Here is a 24,722-nt window from a genome sequence, read left to right as displayed (position 1 = left end):
CGGCGCCGAGATCGTGCTCTTCGACCGCGATCTCTCGTCGGGTCAGATCCGCGCGATCACCGACCTGGTCGAGGCGCGCATCGTCGACCGCACGCAGCTCATCCTCGACATCTTCGCGCAGAACGCCAAGACCAAGGAGGCCAAGCTCCAGGTCGAGCTCGCACAGCTGAAATACCGCCTGCCGCGGCTGGCGGGCTCGGGCCAGACCGAAGGTCTCTCGCGCCTGATGGGCGGCATCGGCGGACGCGGTCCGGGCGAGACCAAGCTGGAAGTCGACCGCCGGCGCGTGCGCGACCGCATCAGCCTGCTCGAGAAGGGGCTGAAAGACGTGGCCAAGCAGCGCGAGACACGCCGCTCGCGCCGCTCGCGCGAGGGACTGCCGATCCTGTCGATCGTGGGTTACACGAACGCGGGCAAGTCGACCCTGCTCAACCGACTCACCAAGAGCGAGGTCTACGCGGCCAACAAGCTGTTCGCGACCGTCGACACCTCGGCGCGCCGCCTGCGCACGCCGCGCGAGCGCGACGTGATCATCACCGACACCGTCGGCTTCATCCGCGACCTGCCGCCCGAGCTCGTGGCCGGCTTCAAGTCCACGCTCGAGGAGATCCGCGACGCGACCGTGCTGCTGCACGTGGTCGACGCGTCGAGCGCGCAGATCCGCGAGCAGATCGAAGCCGTGCACGAGATTCTCGCGGAGCTCGACCTGGGCCACAAACCCGAGCTGATCCTGCTCAACAAGTCCGATCGACTCAACGCCGAGGAGCGCAGCGGCGTCGAGAAGCGCTTCGGCGGGATCTGCATCTCGGCGCTCACCGGCGACGGCATCCCCGAGATGCTGCAGGCCGCCGAGAGACTCGTGTTCGAGGGGGAGAAGAGATGAAGGTGATGAGGAGCGTTCGGATCACCGGCACGGGCATGTACGTGCCCCCGCGCGTCGTGACCAACTTCGACCTGATGAAGCTCATGGACACGAGCGACGAGTGGATCCAGCAGCGCAGCGGGATCGTCGAGCGCCACCACGTCGACGCGGGCATGGGTCCGGCCGAGCTGGCGTTCGAGGCCGCCCGCGCGGCGATCGCGAACGCGGGCCTGAAGCCCGAGGACATCGACGCGATCCTGGTCGCCTCGCTCTCGCCGCAGCACGACTTCCCGGGCATCTCGTGCTTCCTGCAGGAGCACCTGGGCATCTCGGGCTGCCCCGCGATGGACGTGCGCTGTCAGTGCACGGGCTTCCTCTACGCGCTGCAGGTCGGTGAGCTCTACGTGGGCTCGGGTCAGTACGACCGCGTGCTGGTCGTGGGCAGCGAGGTCCATTCGACCGCGCTCGACTTCTCGACGCGCGGCCGCGAGGTCACGGTGCTGTTCGGCGACGGCGCCGGCGCGCTGATCCTCGAGCCGTCGCCCGAGCCCGAGCGCGGGATCCTGTCGGTGCACACGCACGCCGACGGGAAATACGCCAGGAAGCTCTGGATCGAGGCGCCCGGGTCGTCCCTCTGGCCGCAGCGCATCACGCACGAGATGCTCGACCAGGGCCGCCAGTACCCGTACATGGAGGGCCGCCTGGTCTTCAAGCACGCCATCGAGCGCATGCCCCAGGCGATCGACGAGGTGCTGGCGCACAACAAGGTCCAGGTGGGCGACGTGAACCTGTTCCTCTTCCACCAGGCCAACTTGCGCATCAACCAGTTCGTCGCGCAGCGGCTGGGGATCCCCGAGGATCGCACCTACAACAACATCATGAAGTACGGGAACTGCTCGGCGGCCTCGATCCCCATGCTGCTCCACGAGTGCGTGCAGGCGGGCCGGTTGAAGGACGGCGATCTCGTGGCCATGGCGGGCTTCGGCTCGGGCTTCACCTGGGGCTCCGCGCTGATCCGATGGTGACTAGCGCAACGCGTTGAATTCGCGGGTGGTTTTCGGTAGCAAGCACGCCAACTATCGAAAATTGCACGAAAAAGATGCCTCTTGACGCCGTGACGCAGCGTGTTATCGTGCGCCGCCATCAAGAGGAGAACATCCCCATGGCCACCGCGAGAACGAGCGGCTTCGATCGATTCAACGACGCGCTGAAGTCCCTGGACGAGCAGCTCCAAGACCTGCGCGAGCGCTTCGACCACCAGCGCCAGCGCGTGGAGCGCGAGGTGCGCAAGCGCGCCGAGCAAGTCCAGGAGCGCGTGCAGGCGAGCGACCTCTTCAAGCGCGCCGAGCAGGGCTACAAAGACCTGAACGAGCGCGTCGAGGAAGGCCGGTCGCGCGTGTACGACGCCTTCGGCATCGCCTCCAAGTCCGAGGTCGAGAAGCTGCACAAGCGGCTGAACAAGATCTCGAAGCAGATCGCCGACCTCGCCGAGGGCAAGCCCGTCCAGCACTCCGAAAGCGCCTGAAAGGCGCTCCTTCGGGGTACCATTTCGCCCCCGGAGGAGAGCTCTCATGTCGTTCGAGGCCCTCGACTTCTATCGGATCGAGGACTCACTCGCGCCCGAGGAGCGGATCGCCCGCGACACGGTGCGCGAGTTCGTCGACAAGGAGTTCCTGCCGGTCGTGGTGAAGCACGTCCGGCAGGACGGATCCTTCCCCATGGAGCTCGTGCCGAAGCTGGCCGAGCTCGGCCTGTTCGGCGCGAACCTGCACGGCTACGGCTGCGCCGGCATGAACAACGTGGCGTACGGCCTGGTCATGCAGGAGCTCGAGCGCGGTGACTCGGGGCTGCGCTCGTTCGCGTCCGTGCAGGGCGGCCTGTGCATGTACCCGATCTACTCCTACGGGTCCGACGCGCAGAAGGAGCGCTGGCTGCCGCGCATGGCCGAGGGCCGCGCGATCGGCTGCTTCGGACTCACCGAGCCCGACTACGGCTCGAACCCGGGCGGCATGCTGACCCGGGCCGTGCGCAAGGGTGACCGCTGGCTCTTGAACGGCACCAAGCGCTGGATCACCAACGGCACGGTCGCGGACCTGGCGATCGTCTGGGCGAAGACCGACGACGACATCCAGGGCTTCATCGTCGAGCGCGGGACTCCGGGCTTCGAGGCGCGCGACATGAAGGGCAAGTTCTCGCTGCGCGCGTCGGTCACGAGTGAGCTGTTCCTGTCCGACGTCGAGCTGCCGGAAGCGAATCGCCTGCCGAAGGCCAAGGGCCTGAAGGGTCCGCTCGGCTGTCTCACGCAGGCGCGCTATGGCATCGCGTGGGGAGCGATCGGCGCGGCGCAGGCCTGTTTCTCGGAAGCGCTGCGCTACGCGAAGGAGCGGATCGTGTTCGACCGGCCGCTCGCCTCGCTGCAGATTCCGCAGCAGAAGCTGGCGTTCATGGCCACGGAGATCACCAAGGCGCAGCTCCTGTGCCTCCAGCTCGGACGCCTCAAGGACCAGGGCAAGCTGCACCACGCCATGGTCTCGATGGCCAAGATGAACAACGTCGACGTGGCGCTGCAGATTGCGCGGCTCGCGCGCGACATGCTCGGCGCGAACGGCATCGTCGACGACTACTGCTCGATGCGGCACATGGTGAACCTGGAGACCGTGCGCACCTACGAAGGCACGCACGACATCCACACCCTGATCCTCGGCAAGGAGCTCACCGGCATGGACGCGATCGCCCACTGACTCCTGAGCGTGGGTAGGGTGCCCACGCGAACATCGGACCTATGCGGCTGACGACTCTTCTGGTCGCGGTCGCATTCCTCGACGAGCTCGGCTCGGGTGTGCCGTTCGTCGGCGCGCCGGAGATCCAGCGCGAGTTCGGTGTCTCGTACGGCGAGGCGGCGGGCTGGCTGATCTTCGCCATGACTGGCGCTGCGACCGTGATCGAGCCGGTGATCTTCCTGCTGGCCGACCGCTACCCGAAGCGCTGGTTCGTGATCGGCGGGCTGGTCAGCGTGGGCGCGGCGTGTCTCGCCGCGGGGCTCGCGCCCAGCTACTGGCTCCTGTTCGCGGCTCTCTCGCTCTACGGACCGGCGTCGGGCACGGGCGTGGCGCTCGCGCAGGCGGCGCTCGCCGACGCGCGCCCGCACGACCTCGAGCGGGCGCTCGTGCGCTGGACCTTTGCCGGCGCGCTCGGTGACCTGGCCACGCCCAGCCTGGTGGCGCTCGGGGCGCTCGTGCTCTCGGGCTGGCGCGCGGCGTTCATGGCCTCCGGCGTGGCGTTCCTGGTCTGGGCGACACTCCTGGCGCGGGCGGGCTTCCCGGAAGAGAGCGCGGCCAGTGACTCGGACCCGGAGGAGGCGCACGAGCCGCTCTGGGCGGCGCTGCGTGTCTCGCTCTGCGCGCCACGGCTCCTGGTGTTCGCCGGGGCGGTGACTCTGTGCTCGCTCATGGACGAGATCCTGGTCTCGTTCGGCAGCCAGTATCTCGCCGACGTGACGGGGCTCGGGCTGGCGGCGCGCACGGCTGCGCTGTCGGCGTTGATGGTGGGTGAGCTCGCGGGCCTGGCTGCGGGAGACCTGCTGGTCGCGCGCATCGCTCCGCGCGCGCTCTTGCGGGCGAGCGCGCTGGGCAGCGCGGCGGCGTGGCTCGTGTTCCTGTCGCTGTCCGCGCCGGGTCTGCTCTCGGCGGCGCTGTTCGTCGTGGGCATGCTCGCTTCGCTGCAGTATCCGCTGGTGAAGGCGCAGGCCTATCGCGCGCTGCCCGGGCGCTCCGGCGCGGTGAATGCGGTGCTCACGCTGTTCGGCGTGATCGAGCTCGGGCTGCCGCTCGCGCTGGGCGCCGTGGCCGACCGCGCGGGACTGCCTGCGGCGCTCGCGCTCTTGTCGGTCCAGCCGCTCGGCCTGCTTCTACTCGCGACGCTCGCGCCGGCGCGCGTCTTCGCCGACCCGCGCGCGTCGCTCAGCTCCCCGGCGGACCCGCCGCGATGAGCGAACGCGTCCTCGCAAGCGACGCGTCGGGCGCGACCCGTGCCAGCCACCAGGTCGCCCCTGCGCGCGCGTAGGGCTCGGGGCCGCCGGCGTGCTCGCCGCAGTACACGACGTCGAACGGTCCGGCGCCGGGCGCACGCCGTGACTGGACGAGCTCGACGGCCTCGCGCAGCTGCGCCACATCGTGCGGGGGGCCGTCGCGGAACAGCGGAAACACCCCGTCCCAGCGCGCCGCGCGTCGCAGCGGCGCCCGGCTCGGCCAGTAGCCCGCGATCCACACCGGAATGCGCGGTGACTGAAGGGCCGTGGGGCGGAACGCCGCCTGCCGCACCGGGAAGTGCCGGCCGGAGTGACTGAAGGGCTCGCCCGACCACAGGCTGGCGAGCACCTCGAGCGCCTCGTCGAGCATCTCTGCGCGTACGCGCAGGTCCGCTTCCTCGCCGAACGCCGCCCACTCCGACTCGGCGCCCCCCGGGCTGCCGAGGCCGGCGCCGAACACCAGACGGCCTCCCGACAGCCGGTCGAGTGACACGGTCTCTCGCGCGACCTTCCACGGGCGTCGCCGCGCCAGCGGAGTCACGAGCGCCCCGATCCGCATGCGCCGGGTCGCCATGGCCACCGCCGCTAGCGCGACCCACGGGTCCACCACGGGCGGCGCGCCGGGCCGCGCGATGTGGTCCCAGAGGAAGAAGCCGTCCCAGCCGGACTCCTCGGCGAGCTGCGCCAGCTCGACCAGCACGCGCGCGTCGCCGAAGTCGGCGAAGTTCGGCAGGTACAGGCCGTATTTCAAACGCGAGCTCCTGTGGCTCGCGCGGGCACCCTACCCGCGCTCCGGCGCGGAGTAGAATGCCACGATGAGCGCCCCCCCGGAGAATCCCGAGATCCGACTGCTCGACGGAACGTTCTATCTCGGCCAGCCGCTCGAGCACTACCGCTGGCTGCGCCGACACGCCCCGGTGTACTGGGACCCCAGCGGCGGTCTGTGGGCGGTGTCTCGCCACTCCGACGTGATGGCCGTGTCGAAGAATCCCGAAGTGTTCTGCTCGCGCATGAGCTCGCGGCCGGACGCGCCCGCGATCCCGTCGATGATCAACCTCGACGACCCGCAGCACCGGCGCCGCCGGAACCTGGTGAACAAGGGCTTCACGCCGCGCCGCGTGGACGACCACGAGCCCAAGATCCGCGCGATCTGCCGGGAGCTGATCGCCGCCGTGGCGGGGAAGGGCCGCTGTGACTTCGTGCGCGAGATCGCCGCGCCGCTGCCCATGATCGTGATCGGCGACCTCCTGGGCGTGGCGCCCGAGGACCGCGGGAAGCTCTTGCGCTGGTCCGACGACCTGATCGCCGGCACCGACGCGGCCGCGCCGCCCGAAGTGAAGCTGCGCATGATGACCGCGGCCACAGAGTACGTGCAGTACGCCCAGAGAGTCATCGCCGACCGGCGCTCGAAGCCCCTGCAGGACGATCTGATGAGCGTGCTCGTGCACGCCGAGATCGACGGCGAGAGACTCAGCGACGAGGACCTGATCCAGGAGAGCCTCTTGATCCTGGTGGGCGGCGACGAGACCACACGCCACGTGATCACGGGCGGCATGCTCGCGCTGATCCAGCATCCCGACGCGCGCCGCGCGCTCGCGGCGAACCGCACGGCCATTCCGACCGCGGTCGAGGAGATGCTGCGCTGGGTGACTCCCATCAAGAACATGAACCGCACCGCCACGGTCGACACCGAGCTCGGCGACCAGAAGATCCGCGCGGGCGAGAAGGTGCTGCTGTTGTACGAAGCGGCGAACCGCGACGAGCGCGTGTTCGCCGAGCCCGACCGCTTCGACCCGACGCGCACGCCCAACGACCACGTGGCGTTCGGCGGCTACGGCGCGCACTTCTGTCTGGGCGCCGCGCTGGCCCGGCTCGAGCTGCGGGTCATGTTCGAGGAGCTCCTGGCCGGGCTGCCCGAGCTCGCGCTCGAGCCTGCGTCACCGCCGCGCTGGCGGCCGTCCAACTTCATCGTCGGCATCGAGCACATGCCGGTGGTCTTCGCGCCGAGGAGTCATTGATGCCCGAGCTGTCTGGAAAGGTCGCGTTCGTGACTGCGGGCGCGACGGGCATCGGCTTCGCCTGCGCGCAGGCGGTGGTGGCGGCGCGCGGCAAGGTCATGATCTGCGCGCGCCGCGAAGACACTCTGCGCGAGGCCGCCGCCAAGCTCGGCCCCGACGCAGCCTGGGTCGCGTGCGACGTGACCGACGACGCGTCGGTCGATGCCGCGGTCGACGCGACCGTGAAGCGCTTCGGCAAGCTCGACCTCGCGGTGAACTCGGCGGGCGTCGGCGGCGCGGGCCCGATCCTCGCCACCAAGACCGCCGAGTTCCAGCGCGTGCTCGACACGAACCTCACCGGAGTGTTTCGCTGTCTGCGCGCCGAGGGCCGCGTCATGCAGGAGAACGGCGGCAGCATCGTGAACGTGAGCTCGATCGCCGGCGCGCTCACGCACCCGTGGATGATGCCTTACTGCGTGTCGAAGGCCGGCCTCGACATGCTGACGCGCTGCGCGGCCGACGAGCTCGGCGCGCAGAAGATCCGCGTGAACTCCGTTCTGCCGGGCGTGACCCGCACGCCGCTCGCGACCGCGCTCACCGAGGTGCCGGTCGCGCGCGACGAATACCTGTCGCTGATGCCGATCTCCCGCATCGGCGCGCCCGAGGACGTGGCGCGGCTCGTGCTCTTCCTGCTCTCCGACGAGGCGAGCTGGATCACGGGCCAGCTGATTCCCGTCGACGGCGGCCACACCATTCGCAAAGGCCCGAACCTGGTGCCGTTGTTCGAGCGTTTCATTCCGCGCGCGTAGCGGGCATCCCGTAGAATGCGCCGATGCCCAAGCTGAATCTCCTGACCAAGGTCTCCTACGGCATCGGGCAGGCGGGCGAGGGCATCAAGAACACCTCGTTCGAGCTGTTCCTGTTCTTCTACTACAACCAGGTGCTCGGTCTCTCCGGCACGCTGGCCGGCGCGGCGACCTTCATCGCGCTCGCGGTCGACGCGGTGTTCGACCCGTTCGCCGGGTCACTCTCCGACTCGTTCCGCTCGAAGCTCGGCCGGCGTCACCCGTTCATGTACGGCGGCGCGGTCCCGTTCGGGCTGATGTTCTACTTGTTGTTCGCGCCGCCCGCGGGGCTCGGAGAGGCCGGTCTCTTCCTGTGGCTCACCACCTTCGCGATCGCCGTGCGCATGGCGATGGCGGTGTATCTCATCCCGCACAACGCGCTGGGCGCGGAGCTTTCGCCCGACTACCACGAGCGCACGTCGATCGGCGGCTGGCGCATCCTGTTCGGGTTCGTGGGCGGGTTCGGGGCCTCGATCGTCGGGCTGGGCTATTTCTTCAAGGACACGGTCGAGCACCCGTTCGGGCAGCGGAACCTCGCGGCGTATCCGCACTTCGCGCTGTTCTTCGCGGCGCTCGCGACCGGCGCGGTGCTGTGGTCGGCGCTCGGCACCCACTCGCGCATCAAGTATCTCCCGGTGCCCACGCACGCGCCCGAGCCGCTCAGCCTGGGCCGCTTCGTGCGCGAGCTGGCCGACTCGCTGAAGAGTGAGTCGTTCCGCGCGCTGTTCGTCGGCACGCTGGTGTTCTTCGTCACGCGCGGCGTGCAGACCACCCTCGGGCTGCACCTGTCGGCGCACTTCTGGGAGCTGGGCAGCCGCGAGATTCTGAGCGTGAACCTGCTCAGCCTGGCCGGCCTCGTGGTGGGCGTGCCGTTCTGGACCATCCTGTCGCGGCGGCTCGACAAGAAGCCGTCGTTTCTCGCAGGCGTGGCGATCTTCTCGGTCGCCGTGGTGGCCGGGCCGGTGCTGAAGCTCTTGGGCATCTGGCCGGATCGCGCCAACGAGACCGCGTATCTGGGGCTGCTCGGCTTCTTCGGGTTCTTCGCCAGCTTCGGCGGCGCGGCGGCGCTGATCAGCGCCACCTCGATGATGGCCGACCTCACCGACGAGCACGAGTACGACACGGGCCGGCGCCAGGAGGGGATCTTCTTCGGCGCGGTCGCCTTCTCGGGCAAGGCCTCGTCGGGGCTCGGTCACTTGATCGCCGGCGTGGCGCTCGACCTGATCGGCTTCCCGGTGAACGCGGAGCGCGGCTCGGTCCCGCCCGAGATCGTGCGCCACCTGGGCATGATCTACGGGCCCGCCACGATCCTGATCCTGATGCTCGGCACGTTCTACTTCGCGCGCTACCAGCTCACCGCGACGAAGCTCGGCGAGATGCAGAAGGTGCTCGAGCAGCGCCGCACCGCGGTGCGCTGAGCAGCGTGACTCGCGCGCTCTTGCTCGCGGGTGTGATCCTCGCGGCGGGCGCCGCCTGGTGGAGCGGCGCCTACGCGCACGCGAGCCCCGAGCAGGTGGCCGGGCTCGTGGGGCGCGCGGGCCTCTGGGGGCCGGCCGCCTTCGTGGCGCTGTTCGTGGGCGCCGAGCTGATCCACTTCCCGGGTGTGTTGTTCGTGTTCGCGGCCGCGGCGCTGTGGCCCGCGCGCGTGGCGATTCCCACCGCTTATCTCGGCGCGCTGCTCGCGTCGGTCACCGTGTTCGCGCTCGCGCGCCGGGTCGTGCCCGCCAGCGCCCTCGACAGGCTGCCGGCGCGTGTGCGCCGCTACGAGTCACTGCTCGAGACGCACGGTCTGCTCACGGTGCTCGGCCTGCGGCTCGTGCTGTTCATGCTGCCCACGGTGCATTGGCTGCTGGGCGCGTCGCGCGTCTCGCCGCGCGACTTCATGGTCGGCACGGCGCTCGGACTGCTGCCCGGGGTGGTCGGGCTCACGTTGCTCGGCCGACACGCGGCCGACCACTGGGACGCCGCGCAGCCCTGGCTGCTCGGCGGCGCGGCGCTCGTGGTGGCGCTGGCGCTGCTGCGCGAGTCAGCTGCCCGGCGCCGCGGTCCCCATCAGGATCTCGATCGGCTTGGGTGACTCGTAGGGCCGGCGCTCGATGTCGGCCGTGGCTGCCTTCATGTCGACGCGCGGCACCGGCTGGGCGTCGCGGCAGTACACGTAAGCGGTGGCGCAGTAGTCGTCGACGCGCTCCGCGATGCCGTGCGCCGCGACGCGCGGGTTGTCGCGCAGCCAGCCGCTGCCGGCCGCGGGATTGGTGCGCTCGACCGACTCGAGCTCGGCCTCGGAAGCGCCCAGCGGGATCGCGGCGTAGCCGATCTGCTGGATCGTGACTCGCAGGTCGCGCTGGAAGATCACCGGGTCGACCACGTGCCAGCGGTAGAAGCTCACGAAGTCGGGGATCGGCCCCGAGTCGGGCGCGCGCAGGTCGAGCGGAACGCCGCCGTAGGGCGCGAAGTGACTGCCCATGCCCCAAGCCGTGCCGACGTAGTCCTCGAGCCCGGTGCCGCAGATCGTGGGGTGCGCGCCGTCGCCGTCGCGGAAGATCTTGAGCTCGCCTTCGCCGTACCAACCGAAGTGTTTCTGCGGCAAGGTGCGGATGCCGACCGCGCAGCCGAGATAGCGGCCCGGGCCGCGCAGGCCTTCGGCGATGGCGAAGTCGCGCTTCAAGAGCGTCGGGTTCTCGCGCCGGAACGACACGTGGAGCAGCCCCGTCTCGGCGGAGTGACTCGGCTCGAGCGTGTAGTCGAGCTGGTAGTAGAGGATGGTCGGCCGCGCCGAATGATTCGTGAGCTCGATGCGGATGCGCCGGCGGAACGGGATCGGCAGGTAGCTGTTGAAGCCGCGGCCCTCCTGCGCGCAGAGCAGGGCCGAGGCGTAGGCCGCGGGCCGGCCGTGCGGCAGCCCGAAGAAGTCGAGCGCGGGCACCGAGATCGAGGGCTCGCTCGCGCCGTCGTAGAACACCTCGAGCGAGAGACCGCGCATGCGCTCCGGGCGCGCCGGCGGAAAGGTCAGCCACACGTGGCGGATCGTGCCCGGGCCTTCGAGGTCCGCGAGCAGCACGGTCTCGCCCGGCTCGATGCGCCGGCTGGGCGCGCCTTTGCGGCCGCCGTGCGACTGGCCGCCGGCTCCGCGCGCGCCCGTCGGGTTCTCGAAAGTCACCGCGCGCGAGTCCAGCGCGAGGTCGATACGCGAGGGATCGAGTGAATCGAACATGGCCGACTCTACCGCGAAGCGCCGGCTTTCGAAAAGGCGTCGCGGGGTGATAGCGTCTCGGCCATGAAGTACAGAAAACGCGACGACGGGACCCGCATCGCCTACGAGGAGGCCGGCACCGGCAGCGAGCCGATCGTGTTCGTGCACGGCTGGTGCTGCGACCACCGCTACTTCGCGCCGCAGTTCGCGCACTTCTCGGCGCGACACCGCGTGGTGGCGCTCGACCAGCGCGGCTTCGGCCAGAGCGACAAGCCGGAGCAGAAGTACACGATCGAGGGCTTCGCCGACGACCTGGCCTGGCTGTGCGGCGAGCTGCGCCTCGAGCGGCCCGTGCTCGTGGGTCACAGCATGGGCGGCGCGATCGTCACGGCCACGGCCGCGAGACACCCCGCGCTGCCGCGCGCGATCGCGCTGTGCGACCCCGCGATCTTCTTTCCCGCGTTCATGAAGTCGGCGATCGCGCCGTTCATCGCCGGGCTGGCCTCGCCCGACTACCGGAAGGTGGCCACGGAGTTCGTCGAACAGAGACTCTTCATCCCGGCCGACGATCCGGTGCGGCGGGCGCGCATCGTGGCCGAGATGTGCGACACGCCGCAGCATGTCATGCACTCGGCGTTCGACCACCTGATCGCCTTCGACAGCGAGGCGGCCGCGCGCGCGGTGAAGGTGCCCATGCTGCTGATCGACGCCGAGCCGCCGATCGTCGAGCGCGCGCGCTTCCGCGAGGCGTGCCCGAATGCCGTGGTGTCTCAGACCGCGGGCGCGGGTCACTTCCACCAGCTCGAAGTACCCGACCAGGTGAACGCGATGCTGGAGCGGTTCCTCTACTCCACCCGGTGACGCCCGGTCTCGTCACGGTGCTTGCGCAGGTAGGCCATGAACGGCGTGCCGCCGGTGCCGACCGCGGTCGGGTTCGCGGCGCCGGAGGGGCGCTGCTGGTGGATGTAGCGCGCCGCGTAGTCCAGGTGCGTGGAGCGGAACGCCTCGAGCCAACGCAGACACTCGTCGTAGGCCGCGCGCAGGTCGCGGTCCGGCGCGGCCAGCACCGCCGCGCGCACGGGCGCCGCCGACTCGAGCGCGACCAGGAAGTCGCGGTGGCCGGGCGGCATGTAGTCGCGCATCTCGGCCAAGTAGGCGCGCAGCGGGTCCTCGGCGTGAGTCACTCCGAGCGCGGCGTCGAGCGCGGGCACGATGCCGCTCTGCGCGCCGGTCTCTCCGCGCAGCTTCTGGGGGCGGCCGGCGAGTGCGGGTACGCCCTCGTACACCACCCCCGCGGGCAGCGACGGGTGGTCCTTCCAGCCATGGATGTACGGGCGCACGCGCCGGTAGTACACGTAGGGGTCGCACAGCTCGGGCATGCGGTGCAGGCTCTGGCAGAGTGACTCGATCCCGGCGGCGATCTGCTCCAGCTGCGCAGTGAGTCCGCCCACGTCGCGCACCGCGGCGGCCGCGCAGGCCGGGCCGAGCTCGCGCAGCACGCGCGCCGCGCGCGCCTCGATCTCGAGATGCACCAGGATGAACCAGTCCTCGTCCGCCCCGCCCAGGAAGTTCGTCAGGATGGCGAGGTTCCCGAGCTCGAGCGGGCCGGCGGGATCGAGCCGGCGCCAGTTGTCGAGCGCGTACGACGCGTAGGAGAGCACGGGCGGGCGGCCCAGCTGCGCCGCCACCGTGCACCAGGGCAGCGCGATCGAGGCGGGAATCAGCGCCTCGGGCTCGGGACCGCCCCACACGAAAGCGTGGCCGAAGTAAGACAGGACCAGCATCGCGCGGCGCAGCGGGCCTTCGCCGGACAGCGCCCCGGGATCGAGCACCGGCAGCGCGCGCAGCGCCGCGCGCGCCCGGCCCGCGGCGAGCAGCTTGGGTAAGTCGGCGGCCAGCTCGTCCCAGCGGGCCAGCTCGGCCGGCAGCGCGCGGGCCGGGTCCTGCTGGGGCAGGAACCCGCGCTCCCGAGACAGGTCGAAGGCCTTGAGATCGCTCGGGTCACTCATGCCAATTCCTTCGGGACACGGGCGGATGGGCTGGAGGTCTGCACCTCTCCGCCTCCACGGGCAGGCGCGCCCGCCGGGAATCGCCCTCGGCCTTTTGGGTCACGCGCGTGTACTCTCTCGTCATGGACGCGCTGGCGCGCTTTCGCGCCTGGATCGAGGGGGCGGTGGCCGGCGACGGCGACCGCGGGATCCCGATCGCCGAGACCGTGCAGTGGGTGTCGCTCGTGTACGGCGCCGGGTCGCTCTTCTCTGCGCTGGCCGTGGTGCTGGCCTTCCCCGAGTCGAGCTGGCGCCTGTGGGTCAGCCTGTTCTGCGTGCTCTTGAACGCCGGGTCACTCTGGCTGGTGCGCCGCGACCACGCGCGCGCGGGCGCGCAGCTCCTGGTGTGGAGCTGCTGGTCCTCGCTCCTGCTCGCGCTCGCAATGACTCGCGGTGTCTCGATCGCGGCCCAGTCGGGGCTGGTGCTGGCGATCTGCTCCGCGGGTCTCTTGCTCGGCCGGCGCACCTCGCTGGCGCTGGCCGCGCTCTCGAGCCTGGCGGGGCCGGTCTTCGGTGGCCTGGCCGCGGGCCTGTACTCGGGCGAGGGCAGCGCGCCCACGTTCGCCTACGGCCTGTGGCTCATGCAGGCGCTGATCTTCTTTAGCGCCGCGGCCCTGGTCTCGATCACCGTCGCGCACGCCGAGCGCGCGCTCACGCGCGCCAAGCGCAGTGAGTCGCGCTTCCGCGCGCTGGCCGACAACATGCAGGACGTGATCATCGAGCTCGATCACCCCGACCGGGTCGCCTACGCGAATCCGGCCTTCCTGCGCCGGCGCGAGATCGGACCGGAGCAACTCTCCAACATGTCGCTCTCCGACGTGATCCACCCCGACGACCTGGCCTGGGTGAAACGCGAGATCCTGAAGGTGCGCGACAGCGGCTCGACCGCGCGCTTCACCACGCGCGTGCTGACCACGAACGGCGCGCGCCAGATCACCGAGGTCACCGCGGGCCCGATCACAGACGCCGACGGCACGCGCCGCGTGGTCACCGTGAGCCGCGACGTGACCGCTCAGCGCGCGATCGAAGACGCGCTACGGGACAGCGAAGAACGCTACCGCATGCTGGCCGAGCACGCGCCCGACATGATCACCGAGTTCGACGAGGCGGGGCGCATGATCTACGCGAACCGCGCCGCGAAGGACCGCGGCATGCTTCCCGAGCGGATGGCGGACACGCCCTTCGGCCACTGGAATCACCCCGAGGACGTGGCGAAGGCGGTGGAAGCCTTCAACCAGACCATGGCGACGGGGCGAGTCACGCGCTTGGTGCACCGCGCGCTGCAAAAGGACGGCAGCTACCGCTGGATGACCTCGTCGGGCGCGGCCTTCCGCACGTCGAAAGGGCAGATGCGGCTGGTCGCGCAGTCACGCGACATCAGCGAGGAGCTGGACTTGCAGGAGCAGCTGCGCCAGGCCCAGAAGATGGAGGCCATCGGACGCCTCGCGGGCGGCGTCGCGCACGACTTCAACAACCTCTTGACCGTGATCGGCGGCTACGCCGACGTGCTCCGCAGCTCGGCGGCCGACCAGCACACGCAAGAGGCGGCGCGCGAGATCGGCGCCGCCGCGGAGCGCGCGGCGGGACTCACCCGCCAGCTGCTCGCGCTCTCGCGCCGCCAGCTCGCGAAGTCACAGGTCGTCGATCTCAACCGACAGGTCCGCGGGCTCGAGCCCGTGCTGCGGCGCACGCTGCCCGAGCGCATCGAGCTCGAGCTCGTGCTCGATCCGGACCTGCCGTGCGTCGAGGCCGACCCGTCTCAGCTCGACCAGGTGCTCTTGAACCTGGCGCTGAACGCGCGCGACGCCATGCCGACCCGTGGCCGGCTGCGCATCGAGACCCGGCGCGATCCGAGCGGCCGCCTGCTCCACCTCTTGGTGTCCGACACCGGCATCGGCATGAGCGAGGCCACGCGCCTGCGCGCCTTCGAGCCGTTCTTCACCACCAAGGCCCTGGGCGAAGGCACGGGGCTGGGTCTCTCGACGACCTACGGCATCGTGCGTCAGGCGGGCGGGTCGATCTCGCTGGACAGCGCGCCGGGCTGCGGCACGCGCGTGGTGATCGAGCTGCCCGCCGCCCAGGAGCTGCCGGCCGGAGTCACTGCTCGTCCCACTGTGGCCGCCGCCGCTCCGGCGGGCTTCGGCGCAGGCGTGCTGGTGGTCGAAGACGACCCGTCGGTGCGCAGGCTGCTCACGCTCCTGCTCGAGAGCTCGGGCTACCGGGTGTTCGCGGCGGCCAGCGGCGACGAGGCGCTGCGGCTTGCCGACGCCGGGCCGCTGGCGGTGGACTTGGTGCTCTCCGACTACGTGCTGCCGGGCATCTCGGGCGTCGAAGTGTGTCTCGAGCTGCGCCGGCGCCACCCGGAGCTGCGCTTCGTGGTGATGACCGGCCACGCCGAGCTGCCGCCGGTCGGCGCCGCGGGCCTGCCGGAAGGCGCGGAGCTGCTCGGAAAGCCCTTCACGCGCGAGCAGCTCGAGGAGGCGCTGGCGCGCCAGCTCGCCGCGGCCTGAGCGGTGCGCGTCGCGCCGCTCGACGACCGCGCCGAGATCGAGCGCTTCCTGCGCCGGAGCGCGCCCGCGCACATCTACGCGCTGGCGGATCTCGACGACGCGTTCTTTGGTGACACGCGCTGGTTCGGCGCGCGCGCGGCCGACGGGGAGATCCGCGCGCTGTGTCTGGTGCTGGAGAAGCTCGCGCTGCCGATCGTGTACGCCGTCGCGCCGCCGGGCGACCCGGACACGCTCGAGCTTTTGCGCGCGCTCGCGCCCGAGCTGCCGCAGCGCTTCTTCGCGAACCTGCCGCTCGGCTTCGAGCGGGCGCTCGCCGAGTCACACGAGATCGCGCCGCTGGGCGAGTATCAGAAGCTGTGGCTCCCGCGCGCGGACGCGCTCGAGCGGTCCGAGGTCGCCGGCATCGAGAGACTCGGTCCCGGCGACGCGCCCGAGCTCGAGCGCTTCTACGCCGAGCGCGCCTTCGGCGCGGGCGAGCGCCTCGGCTTCTACGCCCGCTACATGCTGGAGCTCGCGCCCTGGTTCGGCCTGCGCGAGCGCGGGGAGCTCGTGTGCGTGGCCGGCGTGCACGTGTGCTCGGGGCGCTACGGCGTCGCGGCACTGGGCAACGTGGCGACCGCGCCGGCGCAGCGCGGGCGCGGCCTGGCGCGCGCGGTCTGCGCCCGGCTGGCGCGCGAGCTCGCTGCCCGCGTGCCGCTGGTCGGGCTGAACGTGGCCAGCGCGAACGCGCCTGCGCTGCGCTGTTACCGCGCGCTGGGCTTCGAGCCGGCGCTGCGCTACGCCGAGGCGGTGCTCACGCGGCGCGCGCACCCGCGCTGAGCGGGGGCTTTGGTAAGATGCGCCGCGAATCGCGGCGGAGGTCACCGTCGATGCCGTCCCTCGGTACGAGTCTGTTGCGCATCTCTTGCGCGTTCGCCTGCGCGTGGTCCGGAGCGGCGGCCGCGAAAGTGATCGAAGTCACCGCAGGAGAGCCGATCCAGGCGGCCGTCGACCGCGCGGAGCCCGGTGACACGATCTCCGTCCAGTCCGGAACTTACTCGGGCACGGGCGGCGAGGCGCTGGTGCACGTGCGCACCAGCGGCTTGCGGCTCGAAGCCTCGCGCGCCGCGCTGCTCGACGCGCACGGCTACCGCTACGCGATCCTGGTCGGAGAGGAGGCGCCGGTCGGCCCGGACGGCTGCGCGCCGGTGGCGGTGCGCGGCTTCGCGCTGCAGGGCTTCACGCTGCGCGGCGCCTCGCACGCAGGCTTGCGGCTGATCGGCGTCGACGGCTTCACGGTGCGCGACGGCGCATATCTCGAGAACGGCGAGTACGGCGTTCAGGCGCGCTGCTCGGCGCACGGCCTCATCTCCCGCGGCTTCGCGGCGGGTCACCGCAACGCGGGTGCGCAGCTCGCGGACTCCGATCACCTGGTGCTCGAGGACAGCGCGCTGACCGAGAACGGCGTGGCGGCGCTGGTCGAGAACTCGAGCTTCTCGGTCGTGCGCCACAATCAGATGTTCGGCAACGCTGCCGGCGTGGCGCTGCTGGTGCGGCCGCGCCTGCCGCTTCCGGTCACCGACCACGTGCGCATCGCGGAGAACGCGATCGTCCAGAACGACCTGCCCAATCCGGTCTCTCCCGACGCCGACGCGCTCGGCGCGATCCCGAGCGGCGCCGGCATACTGAACGCGGGCGCGGACCACGTGACCATCGAGCGCAACGTGGTGCTCGGCAATCACTCGTTCGGCGTCGCCACCGTGGCGAGCCCGTTCGCGCCGGCGGACTCGCGCATCGACCCGTTCCCCGACGAGCAGCGGGTGGCGCGCAACGTGATCCTCTTGAACGGGCACAGCCCGGACCCCGAGCGCGCGGGCCCGCCCGGCGCAGACATCGTGTTCGCGCCCAGCGTGATCGACTTCGGCACGCGCGAGATCGTTCAGGCCGACCCCGACCCGAGCGACGACTGCTTCGGTGAGAACCGCTTCTTCACCGAGTATCCGACCGGAGTCACCAGCGAGCTGACCTGTCCGTGAGTCGCGCGGAGAAGCCCACCGTCGGCATCCTGGCCAATCCGCTCTCGGGGCGCGACGTGCGCCGCGTGGCGGCGCGAGCCGACACTTCGACCCCGCAGAGCAAGCGCAACCAGGTCGCGCGCATCGCGATCGGCGCCGTCGCGGCGGGCGCGCGTCGCGTGCTGGTGATGCGCGAGCCGTTCCGCGTGTCGACTTCGGCGATCGAGAACCTGGTGCTCGACGCCGAGCTCGAATCACTCGACGTGGGCGCGCGGCTCGACGCGGGCGACACCGCGCGCGCCGCCGAGGCCATGCGCAAGGCGGGCTGCGGGGCGATCGTGGTGCTGGGCGGCGACGGCACCAACCGCGCGCTGGCGCGCATCTGGCCCGACGCGCCGCTCGTGCCGCTCTCCACCGGCACCAACAACGTGTTTCCGCGCCTGGTCGAGCCCACCACCGCGGGCGCGGCGGCGGGCCTGGTCGCCAGCGGCGCGGTCGAGCTCGGCGAAGTGAGTGCCCGCGCCAAGTGCGTGCGCGTGGAGATCGACGGCGAGCCCGACGACTTCGCGCTGGTCGACGCGGCGTTCCTGGTCGACGACCACGTGGGCAACCTCCTGCCCTTCGAGCCGGCCAAGCTGCGCGCGCTCGTGCTGGCGCGCGCCGAGCCGACGGCGCTGGGCATGTCGCCGATCGGCGGGCTGCTCGAGCCGGTGGGCGCCGCCGACGAGGCGGGCCTGTTCGTGGCCTGCGCGGCCCCCGGCGCGTCCGGCCGGCGCCTGCTCGCGCCCGTGTCCGCCGGCTTGTACCGCCCGGTGAACGTGGCGAGTCACCGGCGCATTGCGCTGGGCGAGACGATCGAGCTGCGCGGCCCGGGCGTCCTGGCCTTCGACGGCGATCGCGAGCGCAAGCTCGGCCCCGATCAGCGCGCGCGCCTGCGCGTGCTGCGCGACGGACCGTGCGTGATCGACGTGTCGCGCGCGCTGCACCTGGCCGCGCAGCGCGGCACCTTCCTCGACCGCGCCGCCTGGCACGACGCGTACGACGAGCACTGACTCCGGCTCAGAGCTTCCGGCCGGCGCGCAGGAACGCGTCGAGCTCCTGGCCCTGGCGCTCGAGCGTGGTGAGCCAGTGCTCGTGTTTGGCCGGGTCGCCCGCGGTGACGTTCAGCGCGCGCACGCACACGCGCCCGACCGCGCGCGAGTCACCGTCGTGATCGAGGTCGATCACGTTGAGGCAGGCGGTGTCCTGCTCGATGCGCGGCATGACCGCCAGCGTGGCGCCGAGCGCCCAGGCCAGGATCACCCGGTTCACGCCGCCGTGCGCCACGATCAGCATGCGCTCCCAGGCCGGCTGCGCGATCAGGGAGTCGAGCGCGCCCAGCACGCGCTTCTGCAGGTCGATGAAGCTCTCGCCGTTGAGGAAGCGCCCGTCGGGGCGCTCGGCCTGCCAGATCGAGTAGGCGACGTCGCGCGCCGTGATCGGCGCGCCGCCGCCGGCGCCGCCCCCGCGCACCTCCTCGAGGTCGGTCACGCGCTCGAGCGGCAGGCGCTTGTCCGAGAGCACGATCTCGGCGGTCTCGACCGTGCGCGCCAGACCCGAGCACACGGCGCGGTCGAAGTGAGTGCCGCCCAGGAGCTCGCCCATCGCGGCGGCCTCGCGCCGGCCGCGCGCGGTCAGCGGCACCGCGCGCGGGTCGCGCGCCAGCTTGCCGTCGGCGTCGACGTAGGCCGCCTCGCCATGGCGCATGAGGTAGATGCGACGCCGGTGTCCCGCTTCGAACGGCAGCTCCATGGCCGCCAGTGTACCCGGAGCGCGGGGCCGGCCGCAGTCAGTGGATCGGGTCGCCCGAGGACATGACGGCCTCGAGCCGGCGCATCAGCGCGTCGGGATCGACGGGCTTGACGAGGTGCTCGTCGAAGCCGGCCTCGCGCGAACGCCGGCGGTCGTCGTCCTGACCGTAGCCGGTGATCGCCACGATGTACACCTTGTCCAGACCGTGCTCGCGCAGCCGGCGACACACCTCGAAGCCGTCGAGCCCGGGCAGGCCCAGGTCGAGCAGCACGATGCGCGGCTGCCTGCGCTGCGCGACCTCCACGGCCTCCTGGCCGTCATGACACACGGTGGTGTCATAGCCCCGCAACCTGAGCACCATCGCCAGGCTCTCCGCGGCGTCGCGGTTGTCGTCCACGATCAGCACCGGCAGCGCGCTGGCGAGCGGCGCGTCGGAGCCCGGTGCCGCCGCGCTCTCGCTGGCGGGCACGCGCTGACGCTGAACGGAGCACGGCAGCGAGACGCAGAACTCGGCACCCCGCCCCCGCCCCGCGCTCGAGGCCTGGATGCGGCCGCCGTGCAGCTCGACCAGGCTCTTCACCAGCGACAGACCGATCCCCAGGCCGCCTTCCGAGCGGGCCACGCTGCGCTCGACCTGGGCGAACAGGTCGAACACCTTGCCCAGCATCTCGGGCGCGATGCCGACGCCGCGGTCACGCACGCGGATCACGGCGCGGTCGTCCTGGCGCTCGGCGGTGACCGTGATCTCGCCACCGTCCTCCTGGAACTTGGCGGCGTTGTTCAAGAGGTTCGACACCACCTGAGTGAGTCGCACCAGGTCGCCCAGCACCGGCACCGGGCGCCTGGGCAGCTCGACGTGCAGGGTGTGGCGGTGCGTGTCGATCATGGGGCGGCTGGTCTCCACCGCGCCGGCGACCACGGTCGCGAGGTCGAGCGGCTCGAGCTGCAGCTGGATCTTGCCGCGCGTGATGCGAGAGACGTCGAGCAGGTCGTCGACCAGCCGTGTGAGCTGCTCGACCTGGCGCTCGATCACGTCGCGTCCCCACTCACTCACGCCGTCGCTGCGGCCGGTCTGGCGCAGGAGCTTCACGGTGTTGCGGATCGGCGCGAGCGGGTTGCGCAGCTCGTGGGCGAGCATGGCGAGAAACTCGTCCTTGCGGCGGTCGGCCTCGCGCAGGCCCTCCTCGGCGCGCTTGCGCTCTTCGACGTCGGTGCAGGTGCCGACCCATTTGCCGACCGCCCCCGACGCATCGGGCACCGGCTCGCCCGTGAGCCGGAACCAGCGGTACACGCCGTCCTCCCGGCGCAGCCGCACCTCGATGTCGAGCCCGTACTCGCCGCCGGTCGCGATCGCCTTGCGCCACTCCGAGAGCGCGAATTCCCGGTCGTCGGGGTGGAAGTAGTCGAGCCAGCGTTCGCCGAGTGACTCCTCGGCCGGGGCGCCGGTGTAGTCGTACCAGCGCGGGTTGTGGTAGCTGACGCGGCCTTCGGCGTCGGACTCCCAGACCAGGTGCGGCATGCGCTCGGACAGCGAGCGGAAGCGCTCCTCGCTCTCGCGCAGGCGTGCAGCCGACGCCTCGAGCTCGCGCGTGCGCTCCTCGACGCGCCGCTCGAGCTCGGCGTTCCAGCGCGTGAGCCGGTTGGTCTTGCGGTGCAGGTCGGCGAGCACGCGGATCTTCGCGCGCAGCATCTCGGGCACGACCGGCACCTGCAGGTAGTCGACCGCGCCGGTCTCGTAGCCCTTGAGCCGGTCGAGGTCCGACAGGTGCACCGCAGACACGAAGATGATCGCCGTCTTCTGGCAGCGCGGGTGCTGCCGGATCATGGACGCGAGCTCGAAGCCGTCGACGTCGGGCATGCTCACGTCCATGACCACGATCGCGAAGTCGTCGCGCAACAGGTGCGCGAGCGCGGTGCGCGCCGACGTGGCCTTCACCAGGTTCTCGCCCAGCTCGGCCAGGATCGTCTCGTAGGTGAGCAGCTTCCCCGGCTGGTCGTCGACCAGGAGGATGTTCAAGCGATCGTCGTCGCCCTCGGCTCGGGTCGGCTCGTCCATCAACGGTGCAGCCACAGGCGCAGCGCGGAGAGCAGCTGTTCCGTGTTCACGGGCTTGGCGAGATAGTCGGACGCGCCCGCTTCGAGACACTTCTCGCGGTCGCCTTTCATGGCCTTCGCGGTCAGCGCAATGATCGGCAGGCGCCGGAACTCGGGGACACCCCGGATCAGCCCGATGGTCTCGTAGCCGTCCATCTCGGGCATCATGATGTCCATCAGCACGATCGCGACCTCGGGCTTGGCGTGCACCAGCTCGATCGCCTCGTGGCCGGTCGTGGCGGTGAGCACCACCATGCCGCGCCGCTCGAGCACGCTCGAGAGCGCGAAGATGTTGCGCACGTCGTCGTCGACCACGAGCACGTGCTTGCCCACCAGGTCGTCGTCGGAGCCGTGCAGGCGCTCGAGCATGGCCTGCTTCTCCGGCGGCAGCTCGGACACCACGCGGTGCAGGAACAGCGCGGTCTCGTCGAGCAGTCGTTCGGGTGACTCGACGCCCTTCACCACGATGCTGCGCGCCATGGTCTGGAGCTTGAGCTCCTCCTCGTGGGAGAGCTCCTTGCCCGTGAACACCACCACGGGCAGGTCGCTGAGCGACGGGTCGTCGCGCATGCGCTCGAGCACCTCGAAGCCCGACATGTCGGGCAGGCGCAGGTCGAGCACCACGCAGTCGGGCGCATTTGCGCGCATCTCCGCGAGCGCGGCCTCGCCCGAGTCGGCCGTGGTGATGTCGATGTCGTCGTGGCCCAGGAGTGACTCGATGCTGCTGCGCTCCGCGGCGTCGTCTTCGATCACCAAGAGGCGCTTGCGGCGCGGTGCCGCGAACTCCTTGATGCGCATCAGCGCCGCCTCGAGTCCCTCGGTCGTGGTGGGCTTGGTCACGAACGAGAAAGCGCCGCGCGCCAGCCCGTGCTGGCGGTCCTCGTCGAGCGTCACGATCTGCACCGGGATGTGCCGCGCCGCAGGGTCGCGCTTCAGGTGCGAGAGCACGGTCCAGCCCAGCATGTCGGGCAGGAACACGTCGAGTGACACGGCCGTGGGCTGGTACTGGCGCGCCAACGCGAGCGCGTCGGCGCCGCGCATGGCGACCAGCGCCTTGAAGCCGTGGTCGCGCGCCAGGTCGGCCATGATGCGCGCGTAGTGCGGGTCGTCCTCGACGATCAGCATCACGGCGTCGCCGGGCTCGAGACTCTCGCGGTCGTCAGGGACGGCTTCGGTCGGGCGCTCCGATGGATGCAGCGCAGGGAAAGCGGTGCGCGGGCGCCCGCCGAAGCCGTCAGCACTGGCAGGCAGGCTCGTCACCGGCGAGCCGGCATAACGCAAGGGGAGATACAGCGTGAACGTGCTGCCCGTGCCCGGGACGCTGCGCAGGTGGATCTCGCCGCCGAGCAGCGAGGCCAGCTCGCGGCTGATCGCAAGACCGAGGCCCGTGCCGCCGTACTTGCGGCTGGTGCTCGCGTCGGCTTGCTGGAAGGCCTCGAACACGATGCGCTGCTTGTCGGGCGGGATGCCGATGCCGGTGTCTGCGACCTCGAACGCCACGACCGTGCCGGCCGTCGACAGGATCGGGTGGTCGAGCGTGTAGCCGGCACGCGCCGCCGACACCGAAAGGCGTACACCTCCGCGCTCGGTGAACTTGAACGCGTTCGAGAGCAGGTTCTTCAGCACCTGCTGCAGGCGCTTGGAGTCGGTGACCAGGCTGCGCGGCAGGGTCGGGTCGACGACCACGTCGAACGACAGCTCGCGCGCCTCGGCCTCGTGCCGGAACGTGCGAGACACGACCTCGACGAGGTTCGAGAACGACAGCTCGGCGGCGTCGACCGTGACCGTGCCGGACTCGATCTTGGTCAGGTCAAGGATGTCGCTGATCAGGTTCAGGAGGTCGGTGCCGGCACCGTGGATGGTGCGCGCGAACTCGACCTGCTTGCCGCTCAGGTTGCCGTCGGGGTTGTCGCTGAGCTGCTGGCCCAGGATCAGGATCGAGTTCAGCGGCGTGCGCAGCTCGTGCGACATGTTGGCGAGGAACTCGGACTTGTACTTCGAGGTCAGCGCGAGCTCGCTCGCCTTCTCCTCGAGCGCGCGCCGCGCCTGCTCGATCTCCTGGTTCTTGCGCTCGACCTCGACGTTCTGTTCGACCAGCTGCTGCGCTTTCTGCGCCAGCTGCTCGTTGGTCTGCTGCAGCTCCTTCTGCTGCGCCTGCAGCTCGGCGGCGAGCGTCTGCGACTGCTTGAGCAGCGCCTCGGTCTGCATCGTGGCCTCGATCGAGTTCAGCACGATGCCCAGGTTCGCGGTCATCTGCTCGAGGAAGGCCAGGTGCGAGTCACTGAAGCTGCCGAGCGAGGCCAGCTCGATCACGGCCTTGACGTCGCTCTCGAACAGCACGGGCAGCACGATCAGGTTGCGCGGCACGGCCGAGAACAGGCTCGAGCGGATGGGAGTCACGTTGGGCGGCAGGTCGGCCAGCAACAGGCTGCGCTTCTCGGCGGCGCATTGCCCGACCAGGCCCTCGCCCATGCCGAGCACCTGCGGATGGCCCTCGGCCAAGTCGTCGGCGTAGGCCGCCAGCAGCTTGAGTCGCGGCTGGTCGTCGCTCTCCATCTGGTAGATCACGCCCTGGGCCGCGTTGACCAGCGGCGCGAGGAAGGAGAGCAGCATGCGGCCGACGGTGGTCAGGTCGCGCTGACCCTGGAGCATGTTGGTCACGCTGGCGAGGCTCGTCTTCAGCCAGTCCTGCTCCGTGTTGCGGTCGGTCGTGAGCCGCAGGTTGTCGATCATGGTGTTGATGTAGTCTTTGAGCTCGGCGACCTCGCCGCGCGCGTCGACCGAGATCGAGCGCGTGAGATCGCCCTTCGTGACTGCCGTCGCCACCTCGGCGATCGCGCGCACCTGCGTGGTGAGGTTCGCGGCCAGCAGGTTCACGTTGCCGGTGAGGTCCTTCCACGTGCCCGACGCGCCGGGCACGTTGGCCTGGCCGCCGAGCCGGCCGTCGACGCCGACCTCGCGCGCCACGGTGGTGACCTGCTGCGCGAAGGTCGCGAGCGTGCCGGTCATGGCGTTGATCGTGTCGGCCAGCGCCGCGACCTCGCCCTTCGACTTCACGGCCAGCTTCTGCGACAGGTCGCCCTCGGCGACCGCGGTCACGACCTTCACGATGCCGCGCACCTGCTCGGTGAGGTTCGCGGCCATGACGTTCACGGTGTCGGTCAGGTCCTTCCACGTGCCCGCGACGCCGGGCACCTGGGCCTGGCCGCCGAGCTTGCCCTCGGTGCCGACCTCGCGCGCCACGCGAGTCACCTCGCCGGCGAACGCGTTCAGCTGGTCGACCATGGTGTTGAACGTGTTGGTGAGCTCGAGGATCTCGCCGCGCACGTCGACGGTGATCTTGCGCGACAGGTCGCCGCGC

At 70.8% G+C, this 24,722-nt stretch carries 20 protein-coding genes; 14 read left to right on the top strand and 6 right to left on the bottom strand.

Annotated features, from left to right (window positions below):
* The 5 genes from hflX to VMR86_16585 all read left to right on the top strand — a co-directional run.
* Positions 1-883, top strand: an 883-nt coding sequence (hflX, locus tag VMR86_16605; protein HTO08671.1) for a GTPase HflX, incomplete at its 5' end; no start/stop codon positions are given.
* Positions 880-1,887 (top strand): beta-ketoacyl-ACP synthase III, encoded by a 1,008-nt coding sequence (locus tag VMR86_16600; GenBank protein HTO08670.1) that lies wholly within the window; start codon positions 880-882, stop codon positions 1,885-1,887. The genes hflX and VMR86_16600, both read left to right, overlap by 4 nt.
* Positions 1,888-2,024: 137 nt before the next feature.
* Positions 2,025-2,387, top strand: coding sequence for a hypothetical protein (locus VMR86_16595; GenBank protein HTO08669.1), 363 nt, complete (start codon positions 2,025-2,027; stop codon positions 2,385-2,387).
* A 46-nt stretch (positions 2,388-2,433) separates the two neighbouring features.
* Positions 2,434-3,603: an acyl-CoA dehydrogenase family protein gene (locus VMR86_16590; protein ID HTO08668.1), complete on the top strand. Its 1,170-nt coding sequence runs from the start codon at positions 2,434-2,436 to the stop codon at positions 3,601-3,603.
* Positions 3,604-3,644: 41 nt separating this feature from the next.
* Positions 3,645-4,850, top strand: a complete 1,206-nt coding sequence (locus VMR86_16585; protein HTO08667.1) for an MFS transporter — start codon at positions 3,645-3,647, stop codon at positions 4,848-4,850.
* On the opposite strand, the gene VMR86_16580 is transcribed toward VMR86_16585, so the two are convergent.
* Positions 4,822-5,640, bottom strand: coding sequence for an LLM class flavin-dependent oxidoreductase (locus VMR86_16580; protein ID HTO08666.1), 819 nt, complete (start codon positions 5,638-5,640; stop codon positions 4,822-4,824). The two genes, VMR86_16585 and VMR86_16580, sit on opposite strands and share 29 nt — an antisense overlap.
* Before the next feature lie 64 nt (positions 5,641-5,704).
* On the opposite strand from VMR86_16580, the gene VMR86_16575 reads away from it, so the two are divergent.
* Genes VMR86_16575 through VMR86_16560 form a run of 4 tightly spaced genes read left to right on the top strand, consistent with a single transcriptional unit; the run spans position 5,705 to position 9,808 of the window.
* Positions 5,705-6,907 carry a cytochrome P450 gene (locus tag VMR86_16575; protein HTO08665.1) on the top strand — a complete coding sequence of 401 codons (1,203 nt, stop codon included), beginning with the start codon at positions 5,705-5,707 and terminating at the stop codon, positions 6,905-6,907.
* A complete protein-coding gene (locus VMR86_16570) occupies positions 6,907-7,695 on the top strand; it encodes an SDR family oxidoreductase (protein ID HTO08664.1) in 789 nt (262 codons plus the stop codon). Before VMR86_16575 ends, VMR86_16570 begins: the two co-directional genes overlap by 1 nt.
* Positions 7,696-7,718: 23 nt before the next feature.
* On the top strand, positions 7,719-9,149 hold the full coding sequence (locus VMR86_16565) for an MFS transporter (GenBank protein HTO08663.1): 1,431 nt from the start codon (positions 7,719-7,721) through the stop codon (positions 9,147-9,149).
* Positions 9,150-9,154: 5 nt separating this feature from the next.
* Positions 9,155-9,808: a VTT domain-containing protein gene (locus VMR86_16560; protein HTO08662.1), complete on the top strand. Its 654-nt coding sequence runs from the start codon at positions 9,155-9,157 to the stop codon at positions 9,806-9,808.
* Here the strand turns inward: VMR86_16560 and VMR86_16555 are convergent.
* Positions 9,758-10,945: a glycoside hydrolase family 172 protein gene (locus VMR86_16555; protein ID HTO08661.1), complete on the bottom strand. Its 1,188-nt coding sequence runs from the start codon at positions 10,943-10,945 to the stop codon at positions 9,758-9,760. The two genes, VMR86_16560 and VMR86_16555, sit on opposite strands and share 51 nt — an antisense overlap.
* A 63-nt stretch (positions 10,946-11,008) precedes the next feature.
* Here VMR86_16555 and VMR86_16550 point away from each other — a divergent pair, with 63 nt between their 5' ends.
* A complete protein-coding gene (locus tag VMR86_16550) occupies positions 11,009-11,785 on the top strand; it encodes an alpha/beta hydrolase (GenBank protein ID HTO08660.1) in 777 nt (258 codons plus the stop codon).
* Here the strand turns inward: VMR86_16550 and VMR86_16545 are convergent.
* Entirely contained in the window at positions 11,770-12,933 is a 1,164-nt protein-coding gene (locus tag VMR86_16545) for a hypothetical protein (GenBank protein ID HTO08659.1), read from the bottom strand. The two genes, VMR86_16550 and VMR86_16545, sit on opposite strands and share 16 nt — an antisense overlap.
* Positions 12,934-13,055: 122 nt before the next feature.
* Here VMR86_16545 and VMR86_16540 point away from each other — a divergent pair, with 122 nt between their 5' ends.
* The 4 genes from VMR86_16540 to VMR86_16525 are packed head-to-tail and all read left to right on the top strand — an operon-like array spanning position 13,056 to position 18,528.
* A complete protein-coding gene (locus tag VMR86_16540; protein HTO08658.1) occupies positions 13,056-15,482 on the top strand; it encodes a PAS domain S-box protein in 2,427 nt (808 codons plus the stop codon).
* A gap of 3 nt (positions 15,483-15,485) precedes the next feature.
* Positions 15,486-16,301, top strand: a complete 816-nt coding sequence (locus VMR86_16535; GenBank protein HTO08657.1) for a GNAT family N-acetyltransferase — start codon at positions 15,486-15,488, stop codon at positions 16,299-16,301.
* 50 nt (positions 16,302-16,351) lie between these two features.
* Positions 16,352-17,497: a right-handed parallel beta-helix repeat-containing protein gene (locus tag VMR86_16530; protein ID HTO08656.1), complete on the top strand. Its 1,146-nt coding sequence runs from the start codon at positions 16,352-16,354 to the stop codon at positions 17,495-17,497.
* Positions 17,494-18,528 (top strand): NAD(+)/NADH kinase, encoded by a 1,035-nt coding sequence (locus VMR86_16525; protein HTO08655.1) that lies wholly within the window; start codon positions 17,494-17,496, stop codon positions 18,526-18,528. Before VMR86_16530 ends, VMR86_16525 begins: the two co-directional genes overlap by 4 nt.
* 7 nt (positions 18,529-18,535) lie before the next feature.
* Here the strand turns inward: VMR86_16525 and VMR86_16520 are convergent, their stop codons facing one another.
* The 3 genes from VMR86_16520 to VMR86_16510 form a co-directional block, all read right to left on the bottom strand.
* Positions 18,536-19,267, bottom strand: coding sequence for a histidine phosphatase family protein (locus VMR86_16520; protein ID HTO08654.1), 732 nt, complete (start codon positions 19,265-19,267; stop codon positions 18,536-18,538).
* Positions 19,268-19,304: 37 nt separating this feature from the next.
* Positions 19,305-21,323, bottom strand: a complete 2,019-nt coding sequence (locus tag VMR86_16515; protein HTO08653.1) for a response regulator — start codon at positions 21,321-21,323, stop codon at positions 19,305-19,307.
* On the bottom strand, positions 21,323-24,722 hold a 3,400-nt coding region (locus VMR86_16510; protein ID HTO08652.1), incomplete at its 5' end, for a response regulator. The genes VMR86_16510 and VMR86_16515, both read right to left, overlap by 1 nt.

The organism is Myxococcota bacterium (assembly GCA_035498015.1).
Taxonomy (GTDB): domain Bacteria; phylum Myxococcota_A; class UBA9160; order SZUA-336; family SZUA-336; genus VGRW01.
This window is presented reverse-complemented; position numbering and strand designations above follow the sequence as displayed.